This is a genomic window from Synechococcus sp. Cruz-7E5, assembly GCF_024345995.1.
Lineage (GTDB): Bacteria > Cyanobacteriota > Cyanobacteriia > PCC-6307 > Cyanobiaceae > Regnicoccus_A.
This window is the reverse complement of the sequence record NZ_JAGQCE010000009.1, coordinates 58,963-82,718: the sequence shown is the minus strand read 5'-3', so window position 1 is coordinate 82,718 and position 23,756 is coordinate 58,963. Positions and strand designations below refer to the sequence as shown.

Here is a 23,756-nt window from a genome sequence, read left to right as displayed (position 1 = left end):
CCGCAAGCAGTTGTCATAGCGTCTGGTCATCAACGGGTGAACAGCGTGAGGGTCGAGGCGGCAGCGGTGATCCCGGGGTTGGCAGTGCTGCTGGCGGGGCTTTCGGCCTGCGGCGGGCCAAAGGAGGTGGCCGTTCAGAACGCCAGGCTGGGGGATGCGCTGGTTGTGGCGGAGGGGACCCGGGTGGAGCTTGCCCAGACCTTCAAGCCCGGAGTGTCCAACGGCCTTTACAAGGGCGCTGTGCGCCTGCATGGGCCTGGCCAGCCGACGGATGGACGCCTGCATGCTCTCAACGCCGTCTGCAGCATCAAGGACACGCCCGGCTGGCCCAGCTACGACAACCTCTATGGCTACCCCATCACGGATGTTGCCGAGGCCGCTCAGCTGAGCGGCAAGAGTCGCTGGCAGATTCTCTATCACTTTGATGGGCGGATCGAGGCCAGTGGTGACTTGAAACCTCAGGCCTGGACGGCTCGCCTCAAGGACAACCTCTGCCGCCGCGGTGATTTCGATGACAGCACGGCACGCCAGTGACCGGGCCGCTGAGCGCGGGGTCCTGTAACCGCTGATACTGCTTGCCTTGGAGTGCTCGCGTTGGATGTGGGTGAAAACCGCACCGTTCCCCTCCACTCGATGCCGAAAACACTATTCAAGGTCGATCTCACCAAGACGATGGACCAGCAGGAGATGCCGGGCCATAACCGCTGGCATCCCGACATCCCTGCTGTTGTTTCAGTCAATCCGGGAGATGTGTTCAGGATCGAATGCAAGGATTGGACCGATGGCCAGATCAAGGACAATGATGATCCTCAGGATATCGCCGATGTCAATCTTGAGGTTGTCCATGTCCTGAGTGGGCCGATCTGGGTGAATGGTGCCCAGCCTGGCGACATCTTGGTGGTCGATATTCTCGATGTCGGTGCCCTCCAGGGAGATGAATGGGGCTTCACGGGCATCTTCGCCAAGGAAAACGGAGGTGGATTCCTCACAGATCACTACCCCAAGGCGGCTAAGGCCATCTGGGATTTCGAAGGGATCTACACCAGCTCCAGGCATATCCCCGGTGTCCGCTTCGCCGGCATCACCCACCCTGGCCTGATCGGCTGTGCTCCCTCCCATGAGCTGCTGCGGGAGTGGAACCGCCGTGAAACCGAGTTGGTGAACACCGCCCCCGACCGGCGCACCTACGGAGCTGGCCTTTCGGGCAGTGAGCCGGTGCTGGCGGCCCTGCCCAATCCCAACAGCGCCATCCTCGGAACCCTGCCCAGCTCGGAGTTCGAGCGGGTGGCCAATGAGGCGGCCCGCACGGTGCCTCCCCGTGAGCATGGCGGCAACTGCGACATCAAGAATCTCACCAAAGGCACGAAGATCTACTTCCCCGTCTATGTGGAAGGGGCCAAGCTCTCGATGGGAGACATCCACTTCTCCCAGGGTGATGGAGAGATCTCGTTCTGCGGCGCCATCGAGATGTCGGGCTACCTCGATCTGCATGTGGAGATCATCAAGGGTGGCATGGAGAAGTATGGGATGGTCAATCCCATGTTCAAGACCAGCCCCGTCGAGCCTCATTTCACTGATTACCTCGTGTTTGAGGGGATCTCGGTGGATGAGTTCGATGGCAAGCAGTACTACATGGATGTGCATATCGCCTACCGGCGGGCTTGCCTCAATGCGATTGAGTACCTCAAGAAGTTTGGCTACACGGGTGAGCAGGCCTATCTGCTCCTGAGCTGTGCGCCAGTCGAGGGACGGATCAGCGGCATCGTCGACATTCCAAATGCCTGTTGTACCCTGGCGATTCCAACATCAATCTTCGATCAGGATATTCTGCCCTGCTGATCAGCAATGGTCGATCGGGGGGTCTGAGCACAGGCCCCCTTTCTATTGTGCTGACTTTTGCCAAGATCTCTGTCTCCTCCAACGATGCCCGTCTACGAATACAGCTGCACCAACGGCTGCGAAAACTATGAAGTCTGGCGCAGCATCGATCAGCGTCAGAGCGACACGAACTGTCCTGCCTGTGATGCTGAAGGTACACGCGTGTTCACGCCGGTGATGTCCCTAACCGGCCCCCTGCGGCTCAAGCAGGAACAGTCGGAACCACGACTCGTGCGCAAGCAAGATACCCCTCCGGCTGGAAAGCCCCGACTGAAGCAGAGCAGCACCCGTCCCTGGATGCTGAATCGAGGCTGCTGAAACCATTAAAGGGGACAGGGTCGATCAGACCGTCAGGAACTCCTTGATCACATCGTCGGAGAGTTGTTCCGTCTTGCCGCTGGCAACAATGCCACCCCGCTGCATGGCGTAATAGAAATCGGACTGGCGCACGAAGTGAAGATGTTGCTCCACCAGCAGCACGCTGATGCCAGTCTCCTTCATGATCCGCTGAACGGCGTGCTCGATGTCGAGGATGATCGACGGTTGAATACCCTCGGTAGGTTCATCCAGGAGCAGCAGTTTTGGCTTGCCCAGCAGAGCCCGGGCGATTGCCAGCTGCTGCTGCTGTCCGCCACTGAGGTCGCCACCTTTGCGCTTGAGGAACTTCTCGAGAATCGGAAAGAGATCGAAGATCAGGGGGTCGATGTGGCGGTTCTTTTCGAGCCCTCCGGGTAGGGCCTCCATGCCCAGCAGGAGATTTTCTTTTACTGACACCTGGGGAATGATGTCACGGCCTTGCGAGACATAGCCGATGCCTGCCCGGGCCCTCCTGTAGGGAGGTTGATTAGAGAGCTGGCCGTTGCCGTAGTCGATCGTGCCGGAACGCTGCTGCAGCAGGCCGATGATGGTCTTGAGAAAGGTGGTCTTGCCGACGCCGTTGCGGCCGATCAGGCAGACCATTTTCCCCTCCTGAATGCTCAGGTCTACGTTGCGGAGAATATGGCTTTCTCCGTAATACACATTCAGTCCTTTGACCTGGAGCAGGGTCTTTTCGCTGGTGGTAGACATGAGGGCGGTTGTTGAAGGTCGGGAAGCGTTTACTGTTCGGGGGGCCCCAGGTAGACCTCGATGACTCTGGGATCGGCTTTGACCTGGTCCAATGGACCCTCTGTGAGCACCTGTCCCTGGTGTAGAACGGTGACGTCGAAATCGAGATCCCGGATGAACTCCATGTCGTGCTCGATCACCACTACGGTGTGGTCGCCAGCCAAAGACTTGATCAGTTCAGCAGTTCGCAGAGTTTCCTCATCGGTGAGACCGGCAACCGGTTCATCCAGGAGCAGCACTTCCGGCGCCTGGGCCACCAAGGAAGCGATGGCCAGCCACTGCTTCTGGCCATGGGAGAGGGAGCCGGCTTTCACGGTGGCGAAGGGTGCCAGTCCCACATAGTTCATGATGCGATGAACCTCGTCCTTGGCGGCCTGAGGCAGCCCGGACCCCAATAGGCTGAAGGCGTTCTTCACCGGAGAAGCGGCCAGTTCGAGATTACGAAGCACGCTGAGGTTCTCAAAGACCCTCGGGGTCTGGAACTTGCGGCCGATCCCCTGACGGGAGATCTTCTGCTCCGAAACACCGAGCAGGGATTGTCCCTTGAAGGTCACCGAGCCCTTGGTGGGTCGCACCTTGCCGGTGATCACATCCAGAAACGTTGTCTTGCCGGCACCGTTCGGTCCGATGATCGACTTCAGCTCACCCTTGTACAGCTTCATGCTGAGATCGGTGAGGGCATAGAAGCCATCGAAACTCACGCTGACGTCATTTAGCTCGAGTAGAGGTTCTGACATGGACATCGGAAAGGTGCGTATTCGAGAAAGCAGTCACTTAGGAAAACCTGGCAGCATCATCGGGCTACCTAGTCCACGGGGACAGCCTCCTCATCGAGCTGGGGATAGGTTTTTGCCTTCTTGGCTATGCCGAAGGCGGCCAGCAGACTCCTGAGGCCTCCGTTGGTGACCCAGCCATAGATGCCATCTGGCATGAGCACCACCACGAAGATGAACAGGGCCCCCTGAACGAAGAGCCAGGCCTCAGGCAGGGCCTCGCTCACAAGGCTGCGCAGGTAATTGACCAACGTGGCTCCGATAATTGGACCCACCAAGGTTCCCCGACCTCCCACGGCAACCCAGATCACCATCTCGATCGAGAAGGAGATCGACATGTACTGGGGAGAAACGATGCCGGACTGGACGGTGTAGAGGGCGCCGGAGATTCCGCACAGGGCTCCGGCCACCAGGAAGACGATGGTCTTGAACGGGACCGAATTGAAACCTGCAAAGCGAAATCTTGTTTCATCGTCCCGGATGGCGATCAGGGCATCACCGAAGCGGCCGCTGGTGAAGTAGCGGCAGACCAGAAAAGCCAAGGGGAGCAGGATCACCGTGAGGCGATAAAACACCACCTGCATATCAGGGGAACCGACAAGTTGGCCGAACAGCTCAGATGTGCTGGTCTTGAGGCCGTTGGTGCCGTCGAAGAGTTTCTGCTGACCGTTGAAGAAGTGGAAGAACACCATCAGCGCGGCCTGGGTGATGATCGAGAAATACACCCCCTTGATCCGGTTTCTGAAGATCAACCAACCCACCAGACCTGCCACCACCGCTGGGATCACCCAAAGCGCGATCAGCGTGAATGCTGGCGACCAGAATGGCTTCCAGAAGAAGGGAAGCTCAGCTACCCCGTAATTCTCGAAGAACTTGGGGATGCCGTTACCCCCAGCAAGGCTCTCGGTGTTGAGCATCAGGTACATGGCTACCGCATAGCCACCCAACGCGAAGAAGATCCCCTGACCCAGGCTCAGCAGACCGGTGTATCCCCAGATCAGATCGATCGCCAGAGCCGTGATGGCAAGCGCAAAGTAACGACCGAAGAGATTGAGGCGGAAATCGTCGAGGGCCGCCGGCAGGATGAACAGGGCAACCGCCAGCAGAATCCAGGGGACAAGTCTTTGGAAGAGTTTCAAGGTTGAGGCCTCCTCGTGGGGAGATGGAACGGGAAACTGCTGCGGGTTGGGATGATTGGGTCAGGCATCGATAGATCGTCCCTTCTGGGGGAACATGCCGTTGGGACGGAACTGGAGGAAAACGATGATGAAGATGAAGACGAGCACCAGAGACATGCTCGTGGTCGCGAAGAATTCGGTGACTCCTCTAGCCGCTTCCGGCATGTCAGGGAAGACGGTGAGCAAGGTGCCTGAGCCGATCACGGATTGAATGATCCCGAGCAGCATCGATGCGATCACTGTGCCGAGCAAGTTGCCAACTCCGCCCAGCACGATCACCATGAAGCAGGACACGATGTAGGCGGCTCCGAGGTTGGGGCCCACCGACCCCAACAGCGTTATGGCACACCCAGCCACGCCGGCGAGTCCGGATCCGATGCCGAAGGTGATGCTGTCAACGCGATCGGTAGGAATCCCTAAACAGTTGCTCATCTGACGGTTCTGGGTGACCGCACGGATGCGCAGACCCCAGACGCTCTTGTTCAGGAACCAGTAGGTGGCCAGAAGCAACAGGGCCGAAAGCAGGATGATGAAGATCCTCAGTCCGGGCAGTTCGATGGTGCCGATCATCCCCCAGCTTCCCTGCAACCATTTCGGGGCAGTCACGTCGATGTTGCGGGGACCGAACCAGGCCTTGGAGAGCGGGCGGACTTTATCGAAGATGTTGACGGCAATCAGACCGATGAGAATTGATACAGCCCAGCCGAGTCCATTGAGATAGGTAAAGAAAGGCTTGAGTGAGAACTTCGCGCGCAGTAGCTTAGAAATTAAAATGCCGGAGGCAACACCGACGATGATGCCAAGCATCATGGCCGTTGACACACTTCGAATCAGCTGGATGAGAATCAGGCTGACCCCCCAAGTGGCGAGCAGGGTTTCCAAGGGCCTGCCGTAGAGCTGTCTTATCAGAGTTCTCTCCAGCAGCACGCCAATCAGTCCAGTGACGATGAAGGCAAGGACCAAGGAGACTGGAAAATAAAGCTCAAAGATCACACCACCCATGGGTTTGAACGCCGACTGCACCACGTAGGTGACATAAGCGCCCAGCATCATGAACTCACCATGGGCGAGGTTGATGACCCCCATCAAGCCAAAAACGATGGCCAGACCAGTGGCTGCAAGCAGCAGAACGGATCCGATGCTTAGGCCATCGAGAATCTGAGAAAAGAAGAGTTCCAACGGAATGAATATTGAAAGTTAGGTCCAGCGTCGCATTAACGATGCTGGACCAGTTCGAAGGTGGTGTTGTATCGATCTGGATGAAGGTGGCTCCCTGAGGAACCACCGATCCTTCATCGCCTCCCGGAGATGGCCGTGATCACATCTTGAACTTGCCGGCGTCGGGACGATCCTGGGTCCAGTCACAGGTGAAGCCCTTGGTTTCGGGCACGAACTGGTTCCAGGGCAGGGGCGGAATAGCCGTTTTGCTGTCTTCGAGGATCTTGAACTGACCGTTTGCTTCGGCTTCCCCGATCAGCACACGCTCTGATGTGTGGTGATTGGGGAACATCTCGATCTCGCCCTGGGGCGCGGCAAACTTGATGCCGATCATGGTCTTGCGGACCTTGTCGAGATCTTCGAACGTACCGGCCTTCTCGACGGCATTCTTCCAGAGGTACAACATGTTGTAGGCCGATTCTGCCGGGTCACCCGTGACCCGATCGGCGCCATACATGGCCTGGAAGTCGGAGGTGAACTTCTTCGATGCTGGGGTGTCCAGGCTCATGAAGAAGTTCCAGGCTGCATAGGTGCCTGTGGTGTACTCAGGGCCGATCTGGCGGATTTCCTCCTCGGCGATCGAGAAGGACATGATCGGATATTTTTCCGGATCAATGCCAGCCGCCTTGAACTGCTTGAAGAGGGCAACGTTGGAATCGCCGTTCAAGGTGTTGATGATGATGCCACCATCAGGGAACGCCTTTTTGATCTTGGCAATGATCGGGGCCACCTCAGTGTTGCCAAGAGGGATGTAGTCTTCCCCGACGGTTTCTCCGCCGAGAGCCTTCATCTGCTCCTTGATGATGGTGTTGGCAGTCCGTGGATAGACGTAGTCAGAGCCGACGAGATAGACCTTTTTGCCAAGCTTGTCGCCGTAGGTCTTCATCAGCCAGTCGACTGCTGGCTCAGCTTGCTGGTTGGGAACTGCACCCGTGTAGAAGATGTTCCTGGAGCACTCCTGCCCTTCGTATTGAATCGGGTAGAAGAGCATATGATTTTTGGCCTCATACACCGGCAGCATCGCCTTGCGGCTGGCGGAAGTCCAGCCGCCGAAAACCACGGCCACCTTGTCGGAATCAATCAGCTTCTGTGATTTCTCGGCAAAGGTGGGCCAATCGGAAGCTCCGTCCTCGATAACAGGGACGATTTTGTACGACTTGCCATCAACCTTGACGCCACCGGCATCATTGATCTCTTTGATTGCCATCTCTTCGACCTCTTTCAGGGTCGTTTCCGAGATTGCCATGGTTCCACTCAGTGAGTGGAGAATGCCAACTTTGATCTCGCCGTCGAAGCTGCCTGCGGAGTCTCCGCCGCCGCCACCACCGCAGGAAATCAGAGTGATGCTGACGGCGGTAGTAGCCAGTCCAGCAAACAGCCGCCGAGAGAGATTCCGAACCATTGGTGCTTTGTCAAGGTGATGGTATGCCGCAATGCTGACGGCAGCTCGGAACTTACGGAGGTTGCCCACGGCGCTATGTATCCGATCACACGAAATGCCTGGCGTGACGCAGCGTGTGTGGATTTGCTGGTGAGCACTGCGGCCTGGCTCAGGTCTATGAACTAGGTAATTGTTCACGTAAGAAGGATTCCACCCGCTCCAGGCCTTCTCCGCTGCGCAGGTTGGTGAAACACCAGGGGCGCCCTGGTCGCATCCTTTCGGTGTCCCGTTGCATCACGTTCAGATCGGCGCCCACCATCGGCGCCAGATCGATCTTGTTGATCACCAGCAGGTCGGAGCGGGTGATGCCGGGGCCCCCTTTCCTGGGGATCTTGTCTCCGGCGGCTACGTCAATCACATAGATGCACAGATCAACCAGCTCCGGACTGAAACTGGCCGCCAGATTGTCGCCGCCGCTCTCTACCAGCACCAGGTCGAGATCGGGGAACTCACTCTCCAGCTCCTCCACCGCAGCACGGTTGATCGAACAGTCTTCACGGATGGCCGTGTGGGGGCACCCCCCCGTTTCCACTCCGCGGATACGCTCGGGCTCCAGCGCTCCGGCGCGGGTCAGAAACTGGGCGTCTTCCTGGGTATAGATGTCATTGGTGACCACCGCCAGCTGAAGCTCCTGACGCAGCCGCCGGCAGAGGGCTTCGACCAGGGCTGTCTTGCCGGATCCCACGGGTCCGGCCACTCCAACGCGCAGTTTGCTCATGCTGGTGGCCTGCCTTGGCGATCAACTGCGGAACAGCCTGGAGTAAAGCTCGGCGTGGTGCAGTTGGCAGAGGCCGGAGCCGATACCGCCGCTCCATTGCTCGCGTGGATCGGCGATCGCCAGCTCCCGGCCCCGCTCCACCAGCAACGGGGCCAGGGCGAGCTGCAGCCGTTGCCCCTGGGTGGGTCCAAGCGGCACCAGGCGCACGGCGGCGCTGATCTGGTTGGCGCACCAGCCATAGAGGTAGGCCTCCACCAGATCAGGCAGGGGGATCTCCAGGCAAAGCCCCGCCCAGGCCCAGGCCGCCGGCCAGGCCAGTTCACCCTCTGGCTGCAGCGGCCAGCCCAGCTGCGCCAGCAGCTGGAGCAGGGAGCGTCCCATCTGACGTTGCTGGGCCCGCAGCTCGCTCGCTTCGCGCTGGGCGAGCAGCCAGCCGTCGAGGTCGATCAACGCTCCCCGTGCCAGCTGGGCATCATCGCTCTCTGCTCCCGCTGTGGCCATGAGCTGATGCTCGCGGAGGGCCTCCTGCAGCGGGCCCAGGGCTGCCGCTTCGATACGGATGCCGCCGCGAGTCAGCTCCGCTTCGAGCCAGTCCTGGAGCGCTTTCGCCGTGCTGATGTCTCCTCGCTGGACCAACACTTCCAGCCCTTCCGAGTAGCTGAAGGCTCCCACCGGCAGGGCGGGGCTCACCAGTTGGAGCAGATGGAGTCCGGCGACACTCATCGCGGCTGAACGCTGCCGTGATTGTGATGGCTGTCGTGGTTGCCAGCGTGAGCGCCGGCGTGACCGTGGGAGTGGCTGGCCGTGGCATAGGCGCCAGGCTCCGGCAGAAACGGCACCAGACTGTGCTCGATCAACAGCCCCCGCTGCCGCAGCAGCTCCTCCAGGACCCCATCTTCCAGCAGCCTCAGTTCCCCGGGGCGCAGCTCCAGCGACACATGGCGGTTGCCCAGGTGGTAAGCGGCCTGAAGCAACACCAGGGGATCCGGGCTGCGCACCACCAGTACCGGCTCAGGCGCCGGTTCCACCACCACCAGCACACGGCCATCGGCCGGCATCAACCGCTCACCCGGCTCGAGGGCAGGTCCCCGCGGCAGTTGCAGCAGCAGCTCGCGGCCGCAGGCGGTGCGCCGGCGCCCGCGCAGGCTCGTGCGCTCCTGGGCGCTCAGGGGCAGGCTCAGCAGCAGCAGGTCCCCGTCGGGCTCCTGTCCCTGGTCAGGGGCGTCGCAACGCAACTCCAGCTGCAGCGGACGCGTGACCGGGGGGGTACTCCAGCTCGGGGGCGTGGACACAGGGCCGACAGCCTCAGAACCTGTAGCCAGCCTCCCCAGGCCGGGGAGCAACGATTGTGCCGATGGCTACCGAATCAGCCCTGGCTGCCTGGGTCAGGATTCCCCGGATGGTGCCCACATCTAAGGAGCGCAAATTGGTCACGCTGAGCGCCCTCCCCCAGCCCTGGTGCGCTGAGGCCAGCCTCAGCTTCCATCGCCAGGCTGATCGCGGCACCCAGCACCAGGGCGGTGCCACGGCCCCTCTCAAGATCCAGCGGGCCTTCGCCCGCGCCGATGGCCGCTGCGAACTGCCATTGCTGCACACCGGTGGTGGCCTCGTGGGGGGCGATGAGCTGAGCATCGGCGCTGAGCTCGGACCCCACAGTCGCGTGCTGCTCACCAGCGTCGCCGCCCAGAAGGTGTATGGGTCCGTGGGCCGCTCCCGCCTGGCGCCCGACGGCAGCTGGAGTCGCCAGCGGCTGAGCTTCGAGCTGCAGGAGGGGGCGGATCTGGAATGGCTGCCCCAGGAGGTGGTGGTGTTCGCCGGGGGGTTGATCGAACAGAGCTGCCGGGTGGAGCTGGCCGAGGGGGCCAGTTGGCTCGGAGCCGATGTGGTGCGCCTGGGCCGCAGTGCCGATGCCGAAACCCTGGGGGAGGGCAGCTGGCGTTCCCGCCTGGAGGTGCGCCGCCAGGGGCGCTGGAGCGTGGTCGATCAACTGGAGCTTGCGGGGGAGAGCCTGCGTTCCTCCCACGGGCTGGCGGGGATGCCGGTGTTCGGCAGCCTGGTCTGGGCGGCACCGGCGCCGGTGCCCGAAACGCTGCTGGAGCTCTGCCGCGCCGATCGGGCCGGACTGGAGGGGGACATGGCCTGTGGCCGGCTCGATCTTGGCCTGGTGGCCCGCTACCGGGGGCCTTCCAGCCAGGCGGCGCGGTTCTGGTTCACCAGGATCTGGGCGCGGATCCGCGCCGAGCGAGGCCTGGCGTCCCCGGTTCTCCCCCGGGTCTGGCCGTTCCAGGAAGACCCATGGCTTGTCGAAGTCTCAGAGGGCTCTTTCAGGCCGGTCTGAGGGCTCGTTGCAGCCGCTCTCTGGCGCAACCGTAATGGCGACCTTCCCCTGAACCTGGCGCTGCTCCAGTGCCGTGATGGCCTCGGGCACATCCGTCAGGCGACAGCGGCGATCGATGAACGGCACGATCTTGCCGGTCTCGAGCAGATCAGCCAGGGTCTGCAGATCGGCCGGATTGGGGTTCGAGACCAGCACGCAGATCCGGCGGCGGCTGGTTCGGGAGATCCAGGGACCCTGTAAAAGCATCACCTTGAAGAGGAGTGCCGTTGAGCCGCCGACCAGCACGTAGGTGCCGTCGGGTGCAAGGGCCGGCAGGACTTGCGCGAGGGGGCGATAGGCCGCCGTATCGAGGATCAGGTCATAGCGGTGGCCGCCCGCACTGAAATCCGCCCTGGCCGAATCGATCACGTGGTCAGCTCCGATGGAGAGCACCATGGCCTTCTTGTGGGCGCTGCAGGCGCCGGTCACCTCAGCCCCGAAGGCCTTGGCGATCTGTACAGCGAAGGAGCCCACCCCGCCGGCGGCCCCAAGGATCAACACGTGCTGCCCCGCCTGGAGCCGGCCCTGATCTCGCAGGCCCTGCAGGGCGGCCAACCCCGAGCAGGCCACCGTGCCGGCGGCCTCGAAGGAGATCGCGGCGGGTTTGAGCGCCAAGGCGTCTTCCGTGGCACGGGCGTACTCGGCAAAGGTGCCAAACCCGCAGACCGAGAGATCACCGAAGACCGCGTCGCCCACCCGAAATCTGCCGACCCCCTTGCCGACGGCCTCCACGGTTCCAGCGACATCACAGCCGAGGGTTCGGAACTTTGGTCGGCGCAGGCCCCCGAACAGCAGCCGAATGACCAGAAACGGCTCGCCGCGCATCAGGTGCCAATCGCCGGCGTGGACGGATGTGGAGTGAACCCTGATCAGCAGGTCCTTGTCACCGATGGCGGGCTTCCCAACCGTCTGGAGCAAGAGGACGTCTGCGGAGCCGTAGACGTCCTGGACGATCGCCCGCATGGTGGACGTGGACGGGCCAGGATTCAGCATCGACGTTCACGACTTACGCCGTAAGCAAAGCATACGCCGTAAGGTTTGCGCCTTTACTGGATCGGATTGGCAGCGGGGAATCTGGCTGGAGCGAGCCCTTCGGCGCCGATCGCCCGACTTCCCCTCAGCAGGGAGCGGGTGCTGGCGGCGGCGCTGGAGATCGCCGATCAGGAGGGGCTCGCGGGCCTCTCGATGCGCAAGCTCGCCGAGGCGCTGGGGGTCAAGGCGATGTCGCTCTACAACCACGTGGCCAACCGGGACGCCATCATCGATGGTCTGGTTGAAAGCGTGGTCAGCGAGATCGCCCTGCCGGAGATCGGCGGCGATTGGAAGGAAGCGATGCGCCGGCGGGCTCTATCGGCTCATCAGGCGTTGCTGCGCCACCCCTGGGCTGCCCTGGCGATTCTCTCGCGGCTGAACACCGGGCCGGCCATGCTCCGCTCCATTGATGCCACCCTCGGATGCCTGGTGGCGGCGGGCTTCTCCCTGGAGCAGGCCGACCACGGCTGGAACGCCATCGACAGCCACATTTACGGCTTCACCCTGCAGGAGATCAATTTCCCAATCGAGGCTCAGGACTATGCCGCGATGGCCGCCTCTTTCCTGCCCCAGCTTCCTGCCGATCGCTTCCCCCACTTGAACGCGCTGAGCCGTGAGGTGATGGAGCGCCGCTACGACGGGCTTCATGCATTCGATTTCGGACTGGAGTTCATCCTTGATGGGCTGGAGTGCTCCCTTGGCCCAGCTCCACGAGCCCGGCCACGCAGCAGCTCCAGCTGAGCAGGTTGCCGGGCAGAAACAGGGGTGCGCGGGCCGCGGCCATCGCGGTGCCGGCGTCACCGAGGCCGTAGGCGAGAACCGTGCGGCGACGCAGGGCCGTCGGCAGCACGATCAGATCGATCGGCTCGGCCATGGCCATGGGCCTGCCGGGATTCTCAGCATGCTGGTCGCTCGGCCGGGCGGCGGCGGTGAAAGTTCCTGCTGAACCTGCCCATCGCCGCCGCCACTGCCAGAGTGCCAGCGGAACGCCCTGGCCCATGTATCTCACCCCCCAGGAGAAGGACAAGCTGCTGATCGTCACGGCAGCGCTTCTGGCGGAGCGCCGGCTGCAGCGAGGTCTGCGACTCAACCATCCCGAGGCGGTCGCCTGGCTCAGTTTCCTCGTTCTCGAGGGGGCCCGCGACGGCCGCAGCGTCGCGGAACTGATGGCCGAGGGCACCACCTGGCTCAGCCGTGAGCAGGTGATGGAGGGGGTGCCTGAGCTGATCCCCGAGGTGCAGATGGAGGCCACCTTCCCCGATGGCACCAAGCTCGTCACCCTGCATGAACCGATCCGATGATTCCTGGCGAACTCTTTCCCGAGCCCGGCAGCCTTGAGCTCAACGCCGGCCGGCCGGTCACCACGATCGACGTGGCCAACCGGGGTGATCGTCCTGTGCAGGTGGGTTCCCACTTCCACTTTCACGAAGCCAACCATGCCCTGGTCTTCGATCGGGAGGCGGCGAGGGGCCAGCGCCTTGACATTCCCGCCGGGACAGCCATCCGCTTCGAGCCGGGGGATCAACGCCCCGTGCAGCTGGTGCCCCTGGCCGGATCCCGCTGCGTGTTCGGCTTCAACGGCCTGATCAACGGCCCCCTCGACTGATCGGCCCAGGGGCCGCCCCGCCCATCCCACGTTCCTTCGTCACCCGCACCAGCCATGCCCTATCGGATGGACCGCCGGGCCTACGCCGAGACCTATGGCCCCACCACGGGCGACAGGCTGCGGCTGGCCGACACCGAACTGATCCTGGAGGTGGAGAAGGATTTCACCACCTATGGGGAGGAAGTGAAGTTCGGCGGCGGCAAGGTGATCCGCGACGGCATGGGCCAGGCCCAAACCTCCCGCGCCGACGGGGCGGTGGACACGGTGATCACCAATGCCCTGATCGTGGATTGGTGGGGGATCGTCAAGGCCGATGTGGGCCTGCGCGACGGCCGTATCTGCGCGATCGGCAAGGCAGGCAATCCCGACATCACCGACGGGGTGACGATCGTGGTGGGGCCCGGCACCGAGGCGATCGCCGGCGAGGGGCACATCCTCACGGCCGGGGGCATCGACACCCACATCCACTTCATCTGTCCCCAGCAGATCGAAACGGCCATCGCCAGCGGTGTGACCACCCTGCTGGGGGGCGGCACCGGCCCGGCCACCGGCACCAACGCCACCACCTGCACCCCTGGGGCCTTCCATCTGGCCCGCATGCTCCAGGCCGCCGAGGGGCTGCCGGTGAATCTGGGCTTTTACGGCAAGGGCAACGCCAGTACCCCCGAGGCCCTCGAGGAGCAGATCCGCGCCGGGGCCTGCGGCCTCAAGCTCCACGAAGACTGGGGCACCACCCCGGCGGCGATCGATTGCTGTCTTTCCGTGGCCGACCGGTTCGATGTGCAGGTCTGCATCCACTCCGACACACTCAACGAAGCGGGCTTCGTGGAGGACACGATCCGGGCGATCGGCGGTCGCACCATCCACACCTTCCATACCGAGGGGGCCGGCGGCGGCCATGCCCCCGACATCATCCGGATCTGCGGCGAGGCCAACGTGCTGCCCAGTTCCACCAACCCCACCCGCCCCTACACCCGCAACACGCTCGAGGAGCACCTCGACATGCTGATGGTGTGCCACCACCTCGATGCGGCCATCCCCGAAGACGTGGCCTTCGCCGAGTCGCGCATCCGCCGCGAGACGATCGCCGCTGAGGACATCCTTCACGATCTGGGCGCCTTCAGCATCATCGCCAGCGATTCCCAGGCCATGGGCCGGGTCGGTGAGGTGATCACCCGCACCTTCCAGACCGCCCACAAGATGAAGGTGCAGCGCGGCACACTGCCGGAGGACAGCGCCGGTCCCGGGAAGGGTCGCAACGACAACGTGCGTCTCAAGCGCTACGTGGCCAAGTTCACGATCAACCCGGCGATCGCCCACGGCCTCGACAGTCAGATCGGCTCGGTGGAGGTGGGCAAACTGGCTGATCTGGTGCTCTGGAAGCCTGGCTTCTTCGGCGTCAAACCGGAGCTGGTGATCAAGGGCGGCTCGATCGTCTGGGCCCAGATGGGCGATGCCAACGCCTCGATCCCCACGCCCGGTCCGGTGCATGGCCGGCCGATGTTCGCCGCCTTTGGCTCGGCCCTGGCCCCCAGCTGCCTCACCTTTCTGAGCCAGGCATCGCTCGACGACGACCTGCCCCGGAAACTTGGTCTGAAGCGGCCCTGCGTACCGGTGGTGCACACCCGCGGCATCGGCAAGGCCGAGATGCGCAACAACAGCGCTCTGCCCAAGGTGGAGGTGGATCCCCAGACCTACGAGGTCTTCGCTGACGGCGAACTGCTCACCTGCGAGCCCGCCGAGGTGCTGCCGATGGCCCAGCTTTACTTTCTGCTCTGAAATCTGCTCTCCCTTCCGCCTCGGCAATGCCGGTGTCAGAGTGAAGGTGCCAGCGAGCCCCCCGATTCCGTAGCAACGACCACTGGCTGTAGCCATGCCAACTCTGCATGATCACGGCATGCCCGAGGCCGAGTCGATGTTCACCGCCTACAAGCCGAGCAAGGGCTACGACGAGTACTTCAGCGCCGCCGCCGAGCCCCGTTCCGCGCTTCAGCCCCTCCTCTCCTCCCTCGGCCAGCTCGGAATCGAGGAGATCAACCGCAGCCATGCAGCCGCCGGCATGCTGCTGAAGCGGCTTGGAGCCACCTTCCGCCTCAACGATTCCGGCGAGCAGGGAGTGGAGCGCATCCTTCCCTTCGATCCCCTGCCAAGGCTGATCCGCTCCGGTGAGTGGCAGACGCTCGAACGGGGCCTGATCCAGCGCCTTGAGGCGATTGATCACTTCCTGGGCGACGTCTACGGCGAGCAGAAGATCGTCGCTGATGGCATCGTGCCGCTCGAGGACATCGAGACCTCCCATGGCTGGCGACCCCAGATGCGGGGGTTCCGCCCGCCCCTCAACCGCTGGTGTCACATCTCCGGCCTGGATCTCGTCCGTGATGGCCAGGGCACCTGGCGGGTGCTGGAGGACAACCTCCGTTGTCCCTCCGGTGTGGCGTACTTCCTCGAGAACCGCCGGGTGATGAAACGGATGTTCCCGAGCCTGTTCGCCGGACGCACCGTTCATCCCATCGACGACTACCCCTCCCATCTGCTGCAGGCCCTGCGGGAACTCGCCCCCTGGACCGACACCCCTACCGTGGTGCTGCTCACGCCCGGGGTGTTCAACAGCGCCTACTTCGAGCACAGCTATCTAGCCCAGCAGATGGGCATCCAGCTGGTGGAGGGACGGGATCTGGTCTGCGAGGCGAACCGCGTCTGGATGCGCAGCACCTCCGGCCACGCGCCGGTGGATGTGATCTACCGCCGCATCGACGACGACTTCCTCGATCCGGCTGTATTCCGCAGCGATTCGATGCTTGGGGTGCGAGGCCTGATGGATGCCTATGCCGCCGGCAGGGTGGCGATCGCCAATGCCCCGGGCACCGGCGTGGCCGACGACAAGCTGATCTATGCCTACGTGCCGGAGATGATCCGCTACTACCTGGGCGAAGAGCCGATCATCGAGAACGTTCCCACCTACATCTGCTCCAGGCCCGACGACCAGGCCTATGTGCTTGCCCACCTCAAGGATCTGGTCGTGAAATCGGTGGGTGAGGCCGGTGGCTACGGCATGCTGATCGGCCCCCATGCCTCCCAGCAGGAGATCCTCGAGTTCGCCGAGAAGATCAAGGCCGATCCTCGCAATTTCATCGCCCAGCCCACGCTGGAGCTCTCCACCGTTCCCTCCCTCAGTGAGGGGGAGCTCTATCCCTGCCATGTGGATCTGCGCCCCTATGTGCTGCGCGGCAAGGGTGCCTGGGTTAGTCCCGGCGGGCTCACCCGCGTTGCTTTGCGCCGCGGTTCGCTGGTGGTCAACTCCTCCCAGGGCGGCGGCTGTAAGGACACCTGGATCGTGGATGAATCCTCATGCTGAGTCGCGTCGCTGATTCGCTCTACTGGATCAATCGTTATGTGGAGCGGGCGGAGAACATTTCCCGCTTCCTGGAAGTCAGTGAGGCGATGGCGCTTGACTGCCCACCCGGCAGCGCCGAGCCCTGGGTGCCCCTGATCGACGCCAGCGGCGATCGTGAATTGTTCGACAAGCTCTGTCCCGAGGGCCGACCTGCCGACGTGGTGCGCTTCTTGGTCAATGAGCCCGACAATCCGAGCAGCATCGTCAACTGCATCGCTTTCGCCCGGGAGAACGCCCGCCAGATCCGCGAGGTGATCACCACCGAGATGTGGGAGCAGATCAACGACCTGTATCTCATCCTGCAGGAGAGCGAGGGATTCTGGCAGTTGCCTGGCCAGGAGCAGCTCAATGAGATCCGCAAGGGCTGTCAGCTCTTCTATGGCATCACCGATGCCACCCTCAGCCGCGATCTCTCCTGGCAGTTCAGCAAACTGGGTCGGCTGGTTGAGCGCGCCGACAAGACAAGCCGCATTCTGGATGTCAAGTACTACCTGCTCCTGCCCAGTCCTGAGGAGGTGGGAGGTGTTCTAGATGAGCTCCAGTGGATCTCACTGCTGCGCTCCGCCGGGGCCTATCAGATGTTCCGCCAGTCACAGCAGCAGGCGATCGCTCCGAAGGCGGTGGCAGCTTTCCTTCTGCTCGACCCGATCTTTCCCCGTTCGGTGCGCTACTGCCTGGAGGGATTGAATAAGTCCCTGAGGGTGATCCGTGGCAATCCGGTGCCGGGGCCGCCCGACGATCTTGAATGCCTTGCCGGCCTGATGCTGGCCAACTGGAGCTATGTGCGGATTGATGAGCTGGTCAACAGGGGCCTGCACGAGGCGATCGATCAGTTTCAGGGCGATCTCAACCGTCTTCACGAACTGATCAACGAGCGCTATTTCGTCTTGCCGACGCCATCCCCGGCAACCGTCGCTGTTCCTCCCGCCACCCCCCTGCCGTCATCCCCCACCCCCCTGGCATGCGCGCCCGCGTAATCCATTCCCTCGGCTATCGCTACAGCGCGCCCGTCCAGCTCGGCCCCCACAGGTTGTGCATGAAGCCGCGGGCTCAGGGCTTTCAGCGCCTGATCAGTTTCGATCTGTGTTTCTCGCCGGATCCGCACCATCTGCACCCGCTCGTGGCTGCCAGCGGAGACGACATCCTGCGCGCCCGCTTCATCGGCTGCACCGACACCTTTGACATCCGCGCCGTCAGTGAGGTGGAGACGAAGGTGCCGCCCCTGCTGCAGGCTTGCCTGGCGGACAACGAGCCGGAGCTTCCCTATCCCGTCGGTCATCTCAATGGCGATCTGATCGGAAGCCTCGAAGGCTGGCTGCCCAACGGGCAGCACGATCCGGCGGCGGTGGAGCTGGCTCAGGAGGCGCTGATGGGCAGCGATCAAAGGGCGCTGATGTTTCTGCAGCAACTCGTGGAGATGATCCAGGACCGGGTGAAGTACACCCAGCGCCACGCCGGCCCAGCCTGGCCTGCGGGCCGGACCCTGCGGGAGCGGGTCGGATCCTGTCGCGACCTGGCGGTGCTGATGATTGAGGCCTGCCGTTGCGTGGGCCTGCCAGCACGGTTCGTGAGCGGCTATCACCTCGTCGAGCCGACGCCCAAGCGCTATGACCTCCATGCCTGGGCGGAGGTGTACCTGCCCGGAGCAGGATGGCGTGGATTCGATCCCAGCGGCATGGGCGCGATCGATGACCGCTACATCCCCCTGGCCACCTCGTCCAAGCCGAGTCTCACTGCGGCGGTGTCGGGGACCTTCTCAGGACCGCCGGGCGTGAAGAGCGAAATGAGCTGGTCGATCCAGGCTGAGGTGCTCAGCGATGAGCACGTTGCCCCCAACCTGCTCCACTACTGATCCGGTCAGGGAGCGCACAAAAGGGGAAATGAACATGAATTGGTAACCGTTGGCGCAGTACCCGGGGTGGCTTCCGAAGCATGAAGGAGCCCATCGAAGGCCCACACGTCATGGCTTCTTCCACCGCGCCGTCCATCGACCTCAGCGGTCCCCAGAGAGATGCGCGTGCTCTGGCCGAGTCGATGCACCGGCATCTCTTCTACAGCCAGGCCAAGTCGCCGTCGCTGGCTAGCCCTCACGACCATTACTGCTGCCTGGCCCTGGCAGTGCGTGATCTGTTGCTTCAGAACTGGGTGGACACGGCCGAGGCCTACACCAAGCAACACGTACGCACCGCCACCTATCTTTCGGCGGAGTATCTCCTGGGCCCCCACCTGGAGAACAATCTGGTGAATCTCGGCATCCGCCAAGCCGCGGAAGTTGCCTGCGCCGAACTGGGGCATTCCCTGGAGGATCTGATTGCCCTGGAGCCGGAGCCGGGGCTCGGCAATGGCGGACTAGGCCGTCTGGCCGCCTGTTTTCAGGAGTCGATGGCGAGCCTTGAGCTGCCGGCGATCGGCTACGGCATCCGCTACGAGTTCGGCATCTTCCGCCAGCAGATCCAGAACGGCCATCAGGTGGAGAGCACTGACCCCTGGCTGGCCCAGGGCAATCCCTGGGAGGTGATCCGGCCGGAGTGGGCCTATCCGGTCACGATCGGCGGTCACACGGTGCTTGGGGTGGCCTACGACACCCCGATCCTGGGCTACGGGGTTCACACCGCCAACACCCTGCGGCTGTGGTCGGCCCAGGCGCCGGAATCCTTCGATTTCGCCTCCTTCAATGCCGGGCACTACACCCAGGCAGTGCTGCAGAAGATCAATTCGGAGACCCTCTCGAAGGTGCTCTATCCTAACGATGAGACCGGACAGGGCAAACAACTGCGCCTCAGTCAGCAGATCTTCTTCGTAAGCTGCAGTCTTCAGGACATGTTCCGCATCCTGAAGGGTCAGGGAATGGCGGTAACCCAGTTCCATGAGAAGTTCGCCGTTCAGCTCAACGACACCCACCCGGCGATCGCGGTGGCCGAGCTGATGCGGCTGCTCATCGATGACCATGGCGTCGACTGGGATACGGCCTGGACGATCACGACAGCCAGCATCAGCTACACCAACCACACCCTGCTGCCGGAGGCCCTCGAGACCTGGGGCCTGGATCTGTTCGCCCATCTGCTTCCCCGGCATCTGGAGATCATCTATGAGATCAATGCCCGTTTCCTGCGGATGGTGCGTATCCGTTATCCCGGCAAGTCGGCTCTGTTGGAGCGACTGTCGCTGATCGAGGAGGGGCCGCATCGCAAGGTACGGATGGCAAACCTCGCTGTGGTGGGCAGTCACCATGTCAATGGTGTGGCCGAACTCCACAGCACCCTGGTGCGCCAACAGCTGTTCCCCGAATTCGCGGAACTCTGGCCTGACAAATTCACCAATGTGACCAACGGAGTCACACCACGCCGCTGGATCGCCGTCGCCAATCCGTTTCTTTCGGCTCTGATGGACGAGGCGATCGGAACCGGCTGGCGGCGAGATTTAGGCGAGCTCAAGGGCCTGGAGCCGCATGCTGGCGACCCTGCCTTTCTGGAGCGCTGGAGGACGGTGCGCGATCAGAGCAAGCAGCGGCTGGCGAATGCCATCCATCAGGACCTGGGGGTTCTTGTCGATCCCACCTCCCTCTTCGACGTGCAGGTGAAGCGCATCCACGAATACAAGCGCCAGCACCTGGCGGCCTTGCAGATCGTGGAGCGTTATCTGCGCATCCGCAATGGCGAGGATCTGCCGCCGCGCACCTTCATCTTCGGCGGCAAGGCGGCACCTGGGTATGCGATGGCCAAGCTGATCATTCGCCTGATCAGCGGCATCGCCGAGATCGTGAACATGGATCCGGCGATGGACGGCAGGATGCGGGTGGTGTTCCTGCCCAACTTCAGCGTCAGCCTGGGTCAGAAGGTCTACCCAGCGGTTGACCTTTCCGAGCAGATCTCCACTGCCGGCCTGGAGGCCTCCGGCACCGGCAACATGAAGATGGCCCTGAACGGTGCCGTCACGATCGGCACCCTTGATGGTGCCAACATCGAGATCAGGGATCTCGTCGGCCACGACAACTTCTTCCTGTTCGGCCACACCGCTGAGCAGCTGGAGGCGATCAACAGAGGCGGGTATCACCCGATGCCATGGCTGCAGAATGATCCGATCGCACGGGAGGCCATCGATCTGATCGGCTCGGGCCATTTCAGCGAAGGCGACCGCGATCTGTTCGATCCGCTGCTGGCAAACCTCTGCAGCTCTGACCCGTTCCGGGTGATGGCTGATCTGGGCGATTACCGCCGCGCCCAGAATTCGGTGGATGATGCCTGGCTCGAGCCCACCAGCTGGAGCCGCATGTCCCTGCTCAACACCGCCCGCTGCGGCTTCTTCAGCAGCGACCGTTCGATCCGTGAGTATGCCGAGCGCATCTGGAAGGTGAAGCCGGTACCGATCGACGCCGTGGCCCTGATTCCCTCGACCATGTCTGGAGCCAGCTGAGGCGGCGGTGAGCGCGACGACGGCCGTGTCTGGCGAGGCAGCCTGCTGCTTGCCTGAGCTGAATCTTCAGGGAACCTGGAATGAACCTGAATCGGTAACCGTTCCAGCAGCGATGGGGTGGGCTCCCGCAGCATGAAGGGAGAAGTTGACTCGATCCGCCTCCATGGCAGCAAGTACCGTCCCTCCCACCGACCTTGGCGCGTCGCCATCCCTGGATGGCCACGCCCTGGCCGAGGCGATGCGCCGGCACCTGTTCTTCACCCAGGCCAAGTCCCCGTCACTGGCCACCAACCACGATTACTACTGCGCCCTGGCGATGGCCGTGCGCGATCAGCTGCTGCAGAACTGGGTGGATACGGCCGAGGCCTACACCCAGAGTGGGGTGCGCACGGTGTCCTACCTCTCAGCCGAATATCTTCTCGGCCCTCACCTGGAGAACAACCTGGTCAACCTGGGTCTGCGTGAGGCGGCCCAGGCCGCCTGCGATGAGCTGGGCCTCGACCTGATGCACCTGATCGCCGAGGAGCCCGAGCCTGGTCTGGGCAACGGTGGCCTCGGTCGTCTGGCCGCCTGTTTCCAGGAATCGATGGCCAGCCTTGAGCTGCCGGCGATCGGCTACGGCATCCGCTACGAATTCGGCATCTTCCGCCAGCAGATCCAGCGGGGCTGCCAGGTCGAGAGCACCGATCCCTGGCTGGCCCAGGGCAATCCCTGGGAGGTGATACGCGCTGAATGGTCCTATCCGGTCAGGATCGGCGGTCACACTGTGCTTGGGGTGGCCTACGACACCCCGATCCTGGGCTACGGGGTTCACACCGCCAACACCCTGCGGCTGTGGTCGGCCCAGGCGCCGGAGTCCTTCGACTTCGCCTCCTTCAATGCCGGTGACTACACCCGGGCGGTGCTGCAGAAGATCAATTCGGAGACCCTCTCGAAGGTGCTCTATCCGAACGATGAGACCGACCAGGGCAAGCAACTGCGCCTGAGTCAGCAGATCTTCTTCGTGAGCTGCTCCCTGCAGGACATGTTCCGCATCCTCAAGGGTCAGGGGTTGCCGGTCACGGAGTTCCACACCAAGTTTGCCGTTCAGCTCAATGACACCCACCCGGCGATCGCGGTGGCCGAGCTGATGCGGCTGCTGATCGATGAACACGGCGTCGACTGGGATACGGCCTGGTCGATCACCACAGCCTGCATCAGCTACACCAACCACACCCTGCTGCCGGAGGCCCTCGAGACCTGGGGAGTCGACCTGTTCGAGCAGCTGCTGCCTCGACAGCTGGAGATCATCTTCGAGATCAACACCCGCTTCCTGCGCATGGTGCGCATCCGTAACCCCGGCCAGCCGGCTCTGCTGGAGAGGATGTCACTGATCCAGGAGGGGCCTTACCGCAAGGTGCGCATGGCCAACCTGGCGGTGGTGGGCAGCCACCGGGTCAACGGTGTGGCGGAGCTGCACAGCAAGCTGGTGCGCAAGGACCTCTTCGCTCACTTCGTGGAGCTGTGGCCGGAGAAGTTCACCAATGTCACCAACGGAGTCACCCCCAGGCGCTGGATTGCCGTGGCCAATCAGTCCCTCTCGGGCCTGCTCGATGACACCATCGGCAGCACCTGGCGCCGCGACCTCGGCGAGCTCTCGCGTCTGGAGTCGTATGCCGATGACGAAGGCTTCCTGGAGCGCTGGCGCGATGTGCGGGAACTGAACAAGCAACGCCTCGCCAACTTGATCCACCAGCAGGTGGGCGTGCTGGTGGATCCCTCCTCCCTGTTTGATGTGCAGGTGAAGCGGATCCACGAATACAAGCGCCAGCACCTGGCTGCCCTGCAGATCGTGGAGCGGTATCTGCGCATCCGCAATGGCGAGGACCTGCCGCCGCGCACCTTCATCTTCGGCGGCAAGGCTGCGCCTGGCTACGCCATGGCCAAGCTGATCATTCGCCTGATCGGCGGCATCGCCGAGATCGTGAACATGGATCCGGCCATGGACGGGCGCCTGCGGGTGGTGTTCCTGCCCAACTTCAGTGTCAGCCTGGGGCAGAAGGTCTACCCAGCGGTCGACCTTTCCGAGCAGATCTCCACCGCTGGCCTGGAGGCCTCCGGCACCGGAAACATGAAGATGGCACTGAATGGGGCCGTCACGATCGGCACCCTCGATGGCGCCAACATCGAGATCAGGGATCTCGTCGGCCACGACAACTTCTTCCTGTTCGGCCACACCGCTGAGCAGCTGGAGGCGATCAACAGAGGCGGATATCACCCGATGCCATGGCTGGAGAATGATCCGATCGCACGGGAGGCCATCGATCTGATCGGCTCGGGACATTTCAGTGAGGGCGATCGCGACCTGTTCCACCCCCTGCTGGCCAACCTCTGTGGCAGCGATCCCTTCCGGGTCATGGCCGACATCGGCGATTACCGCCAGGCTCACAACGCCGTGGATGCGGCCTGGGTGGATGCCGTCGGCTGGAGCCGGATGTCTCTGCTGAACTCTGCCCGTTGCGGCTTCTTCAGCAGCGACCGCTCGATCCGCGACTATGCAGAACGGATCTGGAACGTGGAGTCGATGCCCATCAATGCCTGCACGGTTCTGTCATCGGCCCAGCCGGGCACCCGCTGAGCCG

General features: G+C 62.8%; 23 protein-coding genes. 13 read left to right on the top strand and 10 right to left on the bottom strand.

What is annotated here, in order from left to right; genetic code table 11:
* The first annotated feature begins 36 nt into the window (after positions 1–36).
* The 3 genes from KBY77_RS11175 (at position 37) to KBY77_RS11165 (ending at position 2,196) form a co-directional block, all read left to right on the top strand.
* A complete protein-coding gene (locus tag KBY77_RS11175) occupies positions 37–534 on the top strand; it encodes a hypothetical protein (protein ID WP_255104349.1) in 498 nt (165 codons plus the stop codon).
* 99 nt (positions 535–633) lie between these two features.
* A complete protein-coding gene (fmdA, locus tag KBY77_RS11170) occupies positions 634–1,839 on the top strand; it encodes a formamidase (RefSeq protein WP_255093687.1) in 1,206 nt (401 codons plus the stop codon).
* A gap of 84 nt (positions 1,840–1,923) precedes the next feature.
* The gene (locus tag KBY77_RS11165; RefSeq protein ID WP_255104347.1) at positions 1,924–2,196 is read left to right on the top strand and encodes an FmdB family zinc ribbon protein; all 273 of its coding nucleotides are present in this window, start codon (positions 1,924–1,926) and stop codon (positions 2,194–2,196) included.
* A 24-nt stretch (positions 2,197–2,220) separates the two neighbouring features.
* Here the strand turns inward: KBY77_RS11165 and urtE are convergent, their stop codons facing one another.
* The 8 genes from urtE to ureE form a co-directional block, all read right to left on the bottom strand.
* A complete protein-coding gene (gene urtE, locus KBY77_RS11160) occupies positions 2,221–2,946 on the bottom strand; it encodes an urea ABC transporter ATP-binding subunit UrtE (protein WP_255104345.1) in 726 nt (241 codons plus the stop codon).
* Positions 2,947–2,975: 29 nt separating this feature from the next.
* Positions 2,976–3,722: an urea ABC transporter ATP-binding protein UrtD gene (urtD, locus tag KBY77_RS11155; protein WP_255104343.1), complete on the bottom strand. Its 747-nt coding sequence runs from the start codon at positions 3,720–3,722 to the stop codon at positions 2,976–2,978.
* Between the two features lie 68 nt (positions 3,723–3,790).
* Positions 3,791–4,897 (bottom strand): urea ABC transporter permease subunit UrtC, encoded by a 1,107-nt coding sequence (gene urtC, locus KBY77_RS11150; RefSeq protein WP_255104341.1) that lies wholly within the window; start codon positions 4,895–4,897, stop codon positions 3,791–3,793.
* Between the two features lie 60 nt (positions 4,898–4,957).
* Positions 4,958–6,115 (bottom strand): urea ABC transporter permease subunit UrtB, encoded by a 1,158-nt coding sequence (locus tag KBY77_RS11145; protein ID WP_255104339.1) that lies wholly within the window; start codon positions 6,113–6,115, stop codon positions 4,958–4,960.
* A gap of 139 nt (positions 6,116–6,254) precedes the next feature.
* The gene (gene urtA, locus KBY77_RS11140) at positions 6,255–7,556 is read right to left on the bottom strand and encodes an urea ABC transporter substrate-binding protein (protein WP_255104417.1); all 1,302 of its coding nucleotides are present in this window, start codon (positions 7,554–7,556) and stop codon (positions 6,255–6,257) included.
* Between the two features lie 154 nt (positions 7,557–7,710).
* Positions 7,711–8,313: an urease accessory protein UreG gene (ureG, locus tag KBY77_RS11135; protein ID WP_255104336.1), complete on the bottom strand. Its 603-nt coding sequence runs from the start codon at positions 8,311–8,313 to the stop codon at positions 7,711–7,713.
* Between the two features lie 21 nt (positions 8,314–8,334).
* Complete coding sequence (locus KBY77_RS11130; protein ID WP_255104334.1) at positions 8,335–9,036, bottom strand: urease accessory protein UreF; 702 nt, start codon at positions 9,034–9,036, stop codon at positions 8,335–8,337.
* Positions 9,033–9,605 (bottom strand): urease accessory protein UreE, encoded by a 573-nt coding sequence (gene ureE / locus KBY77_RS11125; protein WP_315856482.1) that lies wholly within the window; start codon positions 9,603–9,605, stop codon positions 9,033–9,035. The genes KBY77_RS11130 and ureE overlap by 4 nt, the downstream gene beginning before the upstream one ends.
* Positions 9,606–9,712: 107 nt before the next feature.
* On the opposite strand from ureE, the gene KBY77_RS11120 reads away from it, so the two are divergent.
* Positions 9,713–10,651 carry an urease accessory protein UreD gene (locus KBY77_RS11120; RefSeq protein WP_255104331.1) on the top strand — a complete coding sequence of 313 codons (939 nt, stop codon included), beginning with the start codon at positions 9,713–9,715 and terminating at the stop codon, positions 10,649–10,651.
* Here the strand turns inward: KBY77_RS11120 and KBY77_RS11115 are convergent.
* Positions 10,625–11,653, bottom strand: a complete 1,029-nt coding sequence (locus KBY77_RS11115; protein ID WP_255104329.1) for an NAD(P)-dependent alcohol dehydrogenase — start codon at positions 11,651–11,653, stop codon at positions 10,625–10,627. The two genes, KBY77_RS11120 and KBY77_RS11115, sit on opposite strands and share 27 nt — an antisense overlap.
* A gap of 96 nt (positions 11,654–11,749) precedes the next feature.
* On the opposite strand from KBY77_RS11115, the gene KBY77_RS11110 reads away from it, so the two are divergent.
* The gene (locus KBY77_RS11110; RefSeq protein ID WP_255104327.1) at positions 11,750–12,463 is read left to right on the top strand and encodes a TetR/AcrR family transcriptional regulator C-terminal domain-containing protein; all 714 of its coding nucleotides are present in this window, start codon (positions 11,750–11,752) and stop codon (positions 12,461–12,463) included.
* Here the strand turns inward: KBY77_RS11110 and KBY77_RS11105 are convergent.
* On the bottom strand, positions 12,393–12,596 hold the full coding sequence (locus tag KBY77_RS11105) for a hypothetical protein (RefSeq protein ID WP_255104324.1): 204 nt from the start codon (positions 12,594–12,596) through the stop codon (positions 12,393–12,395). The genes KBY77_RS11110 and KBY77_RS11105 overlap by 71 nt on opposite strands.
* A gap of 124 nt (positions 12,597–12,720) precedes the next feature.
* Here KBY77_RS11105 and KBY77_RS11100 point away from each other — a divergent pair, with 124 nt between their 5' ends.
* The 8 genes from KBY77_RS11100 (at position 12,721) to KBY77_RS11065 (ending at position 23,752) form a co-directional block, all read left to right on the top strand.
* Positions 12,721–13,023, top strand: a complete 303-nt coding sequence (locus tag KBY77_RS11100; RefSeq protein WP_006172936.1) for an urease subunit gamma — start codon at positions 12,721–12,723, stop codon at positions 13,021–13,023.
* A complete protein-coding gene (locus tag KBY77_RS11095; RefSeq protein WP_255093673.1) occupies positions 13,020–13,328 on the top strand; it encodes an urease subunit beta in 309 nt (102 codons plus the stop codon). The genes KBY77_RS11100 and KBY77_RS11095 overlap by 4 nt, the downstream gene beginning before the upstream one ends.
* Positions 13,329–13,382: 54 nt before the next feature.
* On the top strand, positions 13,383–15,107 hold the full coding sequence (ureC, locus tag KBY77_RS11090) for an urease subunit alpha (RefSeq protein WP_255093672.1): 1,725 nt from the start codon (positions 13,383–13,385) through the stop codon (positions 15,105–15,107).
* Positions 15,108–15,243: 136 nt separating this feature from the next.
* Positions 15,244–16,683, top strand: coding sequence for a circularly permuted type 2 ATP-grasp protein (locus tag KBY77_RS11085; RefSeq protein WP_255104413.1), 1,440 nt, complete (start codon positions 15,244–15,246; stop codon positions 16,681–16,683).
* Positions 16,677–17,699 (top strand): alpha-E domain-containing protein, encoded by a 1,023-nt coding sequence (locus tag KBY77_RS11080; protein ID WP_255104322.1) that lies wholly within the window; start codon positions 16,677–16,679, stop codon positions 17,697–17,699. Before KBY77_RS11085 ends, KBY77_RS11080 begins: the two co-directional genes overlap by 7 nt.
* Positions 17,684–18,574 carry a transglutaminase family protein gene (locus tag KBY77_RS11075; protein WP_255104320.1) on the top strand — a complete coding sequence of 297 codons (891 nt, stop codon included), beginning with the start codon at positions 17,684–17,686 and terminating at the stop codon, positions 18,572–18,574. Before KBY77_RS11080 ends, KBY77_RS11075 begins: the two co-directional genes overlap by 16 nt.
* A gap of 110 nt (positions 18,575–18,684) precedes the next feature.
* On the top strand, positions 18,685–21,135 hold the full coding sequence (locus tag KBY77_RS11070) for a glycogen/starch/alpha-glucan phosphorylase (RefSeq protein WP_255104318.1): 2,451 nt from the start codon (positions 18,685–18,687) through the stop codon (positions 21,133–21,135).
* A gap of 163 nt (positions 21,136–21,298) precedes the next feature.
* A complete protein-coding gene (locus tag KBY77_RS11065; RefSeq protein WP_255104316.1) occupies positions 21,299–23,752 on the top strand; it encodes a glycogen/starch/alpha-glucan phosphorylase in 2,454 nt (817 codons plus the stop codon).
* Positions 23,753–23,756: the final 4 nt, after the last annotated feature.